The following is a 664-nucleotide window of genomic DNA, read 5'->3' on the forward strand; positions in this document are numbered from 1 at the left end:
TGATGGCAAACAATTCGAAAGCTATACCATGCAAAAGAACAAGCAATCGATGGAAAAACGGATCAACGCACCGACAGGACGATATTTATACCAGATAGCCTTTTTTGACTATTTGCTACCTCGCCCAAACGGCGATTATCTCGTGGCTGAAATTGGCAATTATATTTATCACCATGGAACTCGAGTCATTGGGCCTCATGGTGAAAGCATCGATTCCGATCTCAACTTACGCACTTACAATCCAAACTTGTATTGTGCTGATGTCGCCATCTGGTATGGCAGCCATGTCATTGCTGGTCAAGGAGACTATCAGGTCGACATCATCTCCGATCCTAACCCCTACGATCCGACTTACCTAATAGACTGCTACGAATACATTAGTAACCCCACGACCAGACAACAATCGTTAGCATTTGATCTGAGCTACTCGCCTTACGACGAACTACTTGATGGCGAGGTGTACAGCTACATTTTGCGTCCAAAGCCTGAACTGGCTGATCGCGTTGAAGAATTTAAAATCAATATGATTTATCACAGCCCAAAGCCGTTACGCTCAAGCAATAAAAAATAACCACTTAAAATACATAATGTTATTTTGACCATTAAATCACCAAAAACAAAAAGTGGAACCATGATCAAAGTCTCATTTCCTTCCTCATCGACA

The 664-nt window shown here is 42.0% G+C and carries 1 pseudogene; it reads left to right on the forward strand.

The features are described from left to right. A pseudogene (locus tag R7040_RS27070) lies at positions 1-571 on the forward strand (hypothetical protein); the annotation flags it as partial. Positions 572-664 lie beyond the last annotated feature (93 nt).

It is taken from the genome of Vibrio sp. 1069 (genome assembly GCF_033340555.1).